Below are 1,097 nucleotides of genomic sequence, written 5' to 3'. Positions count from 1 at the left end.
TGGCCCTCGCGTTGATCCCCGAGGCGATCAGCTTCTCCATCCTGGCCGGGGTCGACCCCCGCGTCGGCCTGTTCTCCTCCTTCGTCATGGCCGTGGTGATCGCCTTCACCGGCGGCCGGCCCGCCATGATCACCGCTGCCACCGGGGCGATCGCGCTCGTGGTGGCACCGCTGGCGCTGCAGTACGGCGTCGAGTACCTGCTCGCCGCCGTCGTTCTGGGCGGCGTGTTCCAGGTGCTGCTGGGCCTGTCCGGCTTTGCCCGGCTGATGAGGTTCATCCCGCGCAGCGTCATGGTCGGCTTCGTCAACGCGCTGGCCATCCTGATCTTCACCGCGCAGCTGCCGTACCTCACCGACGTATCCTGGCTCGTCTACCCGATGGTCGCCGCCGGCCTGGCGATCATCTTCCTGCTCCCCCGGGTGACCACCGCGATCCCGGCACCGCTGGTGTCGATCGTGGTGCTCACCGGGCTCACCGTCGCGGCCGCCTTGACCGTGCCGAACGTGGGGGACCAGGGCGAGCTGCCCGACAGGCTGCCGTTCTTCGGCATCCCGGACCTGCCGCTCACCTGGGAGACGCTGACGATCATCGCGCCCTACGCCCTGGGCGTCGCCTTCGTCGGGCTGATGGAGTCGCTGATGACGGCGAAGCTCGTCGACGACCTCACCGACACCCCCTCGAACAAGACCCGCGAGTCCTGGGGCCAGGGTGTCGCGAACATCGCCTCCGGGTTCTTCGGCGGCATGGGCGGCTGCGCGATGATCGGCCAGACGATGATCAACGTGAAGTCCGGCGCCCGCACCCGGCTGTCGACCTTCCTGTCCGGGGTCTTCCTGCTGATCATGGTCGTCGTCCTGGGCGACATCGTCGCGCTCATCCCGATGGCCGCACTGGTCGCCGTGATGATCTTCGTGGCGATCGCCACCTTCGACTGGCACAGCCTCCGCACCATCCACACCATGCCCCGCAGCGAGACGATCGTGATGGTCTCCACCGTGGCGGTCACCCTGATCACCCACAACCTGGCCATCGGCGTCGCCGTCGGCGTGCTGGTCGCCTGCGTGCTCTTCGCCCGCCGGGTGGCCCACCTCGTCGAG

At 68.6% G+C, this 1,097-nt stretch carries 1 protein-coding gene; it reads left to right on the top strand.

Annotated features, from left to right (window positions below; translation table 11 throughout):
- Nucleotides 1–1,097 (top strand): SulP family inorganic anion transporter (locus IN07_RS23235; RefSeq protein ID WP_036341402.1); only part of this gene is annotated, 1,097 nt, incomplete at both ends.

The organism is Modestobacter caceresii, assembly GCF_000761485.1.
In the GTDB taxonomy this organism is placed as follows: Bacteria; Actinomycetota; Actinomycetes; order Mycobacteriales; family Geodermatophilaceae; genus Modestobacter; species Modestobacter caceresii.
Note: the sequence above shows the minus strand (reverse complement) of the source record. Positions and strands in the feature narration are given on the sequence as shown.